This is a genomic window from Citrobacter sp. wls826, from assembly GCF_005281245.1.
Classification (GTDB): Bacteria; Pseudomonadota; Gammaproteobacteria; order Enterobacterales; family Enterobacteriaceae; genus Citrobacter; species Citrobacter braakii.
On record NZ_SZWS01000007.1, the window covers coordinates 1 to 3,959 of the forward strand.

3 protein-coding genes, 3 tRNA genes and 1 pseudogene are annotated in these 3,959 nt (G+C 49.1%); 2 read left to right on the forward strand and 5 right to left on the reverse strand.

Annotated features, from left to right (window positions below; genetic code table 11):
* Positions 1 to 57: 57 nt before the first annotated feature.
* From FDW87_RS00535 to FDW87_RS00545, 3 genes are all read right to left on the reverse strand, one after another.
* Positions 58 to 132: transfer RNA gene (locus tag FDW87_RS00535), tRNA-Gly, on the reverse strand.
* Between the two features lie 114 nt (positions 133 to 246).
* Positions 247 to 331, reverse strand: a tRNA-Tyr gene (locus FDW87_RS00540).
* An 8-nt stretch (positions 332 to 339) separates the two neighbouring features.
* Positions 340 to 415, reverse strand: a tRNA-Thr gene (locus FDW87_RS00545).
* 19 nt (positions 416 to 434) lie between these two features.
* Here FDW87_RS00545 and FDW87_RS21310 point away from each other — a divergent pair.
* Positions 435 to 515: pseudogene (locus FDW87_RS21310) on the forward strand (hypothetical protein); the annotation flags it as partial.
* Between the two features lie 289 nt (positions 516 to 804).
* The gene (gene coaA, locus FDW87_RS00555; protein ID WP_003031107.1) at positions 805 to 1,755 is read left to right on the forward strand and encodes a type I pantothenate kinase; all 951 of its coding nucleotides are present in this window, start codon (positions 805 to 807) and stop codon (positions 1,753 to 1,755) included.
* 33 nt (positions 1,756 to 1,788) lie between these two features.
* On the opposite strand, the gene birA is transcribed toward coaA, so the two are convergent.
* Both birA and murB read right to left on the reverse strand, forming a co-directional pair.
* Positions 1,789 to 2,751 (reverse strand): bifunctional biotin--[acetyl-CoA-carboxylase] ligase/biotin operon repressor BirA, encoded by a 963-nt coding sequence (birA, locus tag FDW87_RS00560; protein ID WP_047498825.1) that lies wholly within the window; start codon positions 2,749 to 2,751, stop codon positions 1,789 to 1,791.
* Positions 2,748 to 3,776 carry a UDP-N-acetylmuramate dehydrogenase gene (gene murB / locus FDW87_RS00565; protein WP_049271936.1) on the reverse strand — a complete coding sequence of 343 codons (1,029 nt, stop codon included), beginning with the start codon at positions 3,774 to 3,776 and terminating at the stop codon, positions 2,748 to 2,750. The genes birA and murB overlap by 4 nt, the downstream gene beginning before the upstream one ends.
* Positions 3,777 to 3,959: the final 183 nt, after the last annotated feature.

The window sequence follows — 3,959 nt, forward strand, 5'->3', positions numbered from 1 at the left end:
TGGGGACCTCACCCTTACCAAGGGTGCGCTCTACCAACTGAGCCATATCAGCACGTCTGGAGCGGGCAGCGGGAATCGAACCCGCATCATCAGCTTGGAAGGCTGAGGTAATAGCCATTATACGATGCCCGCATCCTGAAACTCGGCTACCCAGTTCTTTCTGTAATAAAAAAGAGATTTCTCTCTTTTTTATTCGAGCTGATTAATTTTTTAACCAACTCAGGCGGCGATAACGCTGCCAGAAAGTGGTGGTGGGGGAAGGATTCGAACCTTCGAAGTCTGTGACGGCAGATTTACAGTCTGCTCCCTTTGGCCGCTCGGGAACCCCACCGGACTTGATGGTGCCGACTACCGGAATCGAACTGGTGACCTACTGATTACAAGTCAGTTGCTCTACCTACTGAGCTAAGTCGGCATCAAGTAGCGCGCATTTTATGGAGACATGCGCACTCATGCAACTAAAAAATTGCATAAAATGTTCTATCGCTCACATTTTGCGCTATACGACCGATAAATAATCTATTTCTTCTTCGAATTGAACAAATTTCCAACGTCAGCCGCGCTCCCAGAAGGCATTTTGCTCCAGCATGCCGTTATCAATAGAGAGAAAGTGCATCTTTATACATCTGGAATAGCCGTCACATTGCGTTTCAGGGGACGATTTTTTCTTATTATTCCCTCCCATCTGGTGTTACCCTCCTGCCCATTGTCCAAATTAACTGAAATGTGCGTGCCATTGCGTACCGGGGATGATTTCGTTTTTTACCGCAGACCTGATATAGCAATGACAGCCAGACCATGCGTATGAGTATAAAAGAGCAAGCGTTAACGTCGCCTTACCTACAGTTTGATCGCAACCAGTGGGCTGCGCTTCGTGATTCCGTGCCGATGACTCTGACCGAGGAAGAGATTGCTCGTCTGAAAGGCATTAACGAAGACTTATCGCTGGAAGAAGTTGCTGAGATTTATTTACCATTATCGCGTTTGCTAAATTTTTACATCAGTTCGAACCTGCGGCGTCAGGCTGTGCTGGAGCAATTTTTAGGCACCAACGGCGAGCGTATTCCTTATATTATTAGCATTGCTGGCAGCGTCGCCGTCGGCAAAAGTACGACTGCACGTGTGTTGCAAGCGTTACTGAGTCGCTGGCCCGAGCATCGTAAGGTTGAGCTGATCACTACTGACGGTTTTCTTCATCCTAACCAGGTGTTGAAAGATCGTGGGCTCATGAAGAAGAAAGGCTTTCCTCAGTCCTATGATATGCACCGTCTGGTTAAATTCGTTTCCGATCTAAAGTCTGGCGTCCCCAACGTTACGGCACCGGTCTATTCTCATCTGATTTATGATGTGATCCCTGATGGCGACAAAACCGTTGCCCAGCCCGACATATTAATCCTCGAAGGGCTCAATGTATTACAAAGCGGGATGGACTATCCTCACGATCCACATCATGTATTTGTTTCTGACTTTGTCGACTTTTCTATTTATGTGGATGCGCCAGAAGAATTACTCCAGACGTGGTATATCAACCGCTTCCTGAAATTCCGCGAAGGGGCATTTACCAACCCAGACTCTTATTTCCATAACTATGCGAAATTGTCGGAAGACGAGGCAATCAACACGGCCACATCGCTGTGGAAAGAAATCAACTGGTTGAATTTAAAACAGAATATTTTACCAACGCGTGAGCGAGCCAGCTTAATCATGACGAAAAGCGCTAATCATGCCGTTGAGCAAGTCAGATTACGAAAATAAAAAAATAAAGGGGAGCCATAGCTCCCCTTCTTATTATTCAGCGCTTCTAAGCGATATTTCCCCACCCATCCAGGGTTTTATCACGCCATTTTGTTCGAGTAGCAATGCACCTTGCGCATCTATTCCACGAGATACGCCAAATATTTCTTTATCACCAATAATGAGTTTAACAGGGCGGTCGATAAAGTTATCCAGCGCCCTCCAGCGGGACAAATACGGCGCCAGGCCCTCATGCTCAAACAGTACCAGGGCAGCGCGCAGCTCGCGGATAAGTCGGGCAGCCAGAGTATTGCGGTCAATGGTAATACCCGCTTCCTGCAGATTAATCCAGCCTTGATTAACCACATTCTCCTCAACCCGACGCATGGACATGTTTATACCCGCCCCAATAACAATCTGTGCGGCATCGCCCGTTTTTCCGGTGAGTTCAACCAGGATCCCTGCCAGTTTACGGTCGAGCAAATAGAGGTCGTTGGGCCATTTAACACGCACTTTATCCGCGCCCAGATCGCGTAAAACCTCAGCCATGACAATACCAATCACCAAGCTCAGGCCAATCGCGGCTGCCGGTCCTTGTTCCAGTCGCCAGAACATTGAAAGGTACAGATTGGCGCCAAAGGGAGAGAACCATTTACGTCCACGACGACCACGACCGGCCTGCTGATACTCAGCTACGCAGGCATCCCCTGACTCCAGTTGACCAATTCGATCCATAAGGTACTGATTGGTTGAGTCGATAACCGGCAGGACCGTTATATTCCCGCCATCCAGCTGAGAATAAATAAGTGATGAATCTAATAGCTGGATAGGTTCAGGTAAGCTGTATCCTTTACCAGGGACAGTAAATACATCAACACCCCAGTCACGTAGCGTCTGGACATGTTTATTGATTGCCGCACGGCTCATTCCCAGCTTTTCACCGAGTTGCTCACCAGAGTGAAATTCGCCATCGGCTAATAATGAAATAAGCGTCAGGGGGACGGTATTATCCTTCATGCAACGATCTCCACGGCATTCACTTCACCCAGTGGGCCAATAAACCGGACTTCCGGTTCAAGCCAGACATTGAATTTCTCACCGACTTTTTGGCGTACGTGATGCGCCAGTTGCACCACATCCTGACTCGTAGCATGGCCTGCATTGATCAGCACCAGTGCCTGCTGCTGATGTACCGCTGCGCCGCCAATGCGCATGCCTTTTAGCTGACATTGATCGATAAGCCAGCCAGCAGCCAGTTTCACAGAGCCATCAGCCTGCGGGTAATGAGGTGCAGTCGGGAATTTCGCCAGGAGCTCCTGCGCAATATCCGCGGTGACAACCGGGTTTTTAAAGAAACTCCCCGCATTCCCGTTTACTTTTGGATCGGGCAGTTTTGTGGTGCGCATATGGCAAACAGAATCAAAAACCTGCCGAGGCGTTACCGTGGCAGGATCAAGACGCGTCAGGTCACCGTATGTGAGAACGGGTTGCCACTGTTTAGGTAAGCGCAGACCAACAGCTACAATCGCAAAACGATCCTGATACTCATGTTTGAAGATACTGTCACGGTAACCAAATCGGCATTCTGCGGCGCTAACGCGCAGATGTTTGCCGGTCGAAAGCTCTACGCAGTCCACGTATTCACAGACGCGCCGCAGTTCTACGCCATAGGCACCAATATTCTGGATCGGCGATGAACCCACGCAGCCGGGGATCAGCGCCAGATTTTCCAGTCCGGGCATGCTTTGCTGCAGCGTATGCTCTACCAGATGATGCCAGTTTTCACCAGCGCCTACGTGCAAATGCCACGCATCAGGTTGTTCTGTAATCGCTATTCCCTTGATACGGTTGACGATCACCGTTCCATGGAAGGCATCAAGAAACAGGACGTTACTCCCTTCGCCCAGGATTAGCACTGGATGATGTGATGCATTGGCTGATTGCCAGGCATTTAGTAGTTGTTGCTCATTTTCGGCACAGACAAGCACATTAGCTTGTTGATCGATACCGAAGGTGTTCCAGGCTTTAAGGGAGTGATTCATAGACGCTTTCCTGATGCAAAATCGCACTTAGTTTACCGTATATGCAGCGGGATGGCTTGTGTTATGGAAGCTTAGGATGTTGCTTTGCAACCGATGAGGCTGCAATCACAGTAAGAATAAGGTTTACAGGCGCTGTATCCGGTAATAACAGACGCTGGCCGGATAAGGCGGCACGCCGCATCC

Coding starts and splice junctions, on each gene's coding strand:
- coaA (WP_003031107.1), top strand. CDS start 805: ATGAGTATAAAAGAGCAAGCGTTAACGTCGCCTTACCTACAGTTTGAT.
- birA (WP_047498825.1), bottom strand. CDS start 2,751: ATGAAGGATAATACCGTCCCCCTGACGCTTATTTCATTATTAGCCGAT.
- murB (WP_049271936.1), bottom strand. CDS start 3,776: ATGAATCACTCCCTTAAAGCCTGGAACACCTTCGGTATCGATCAACAA.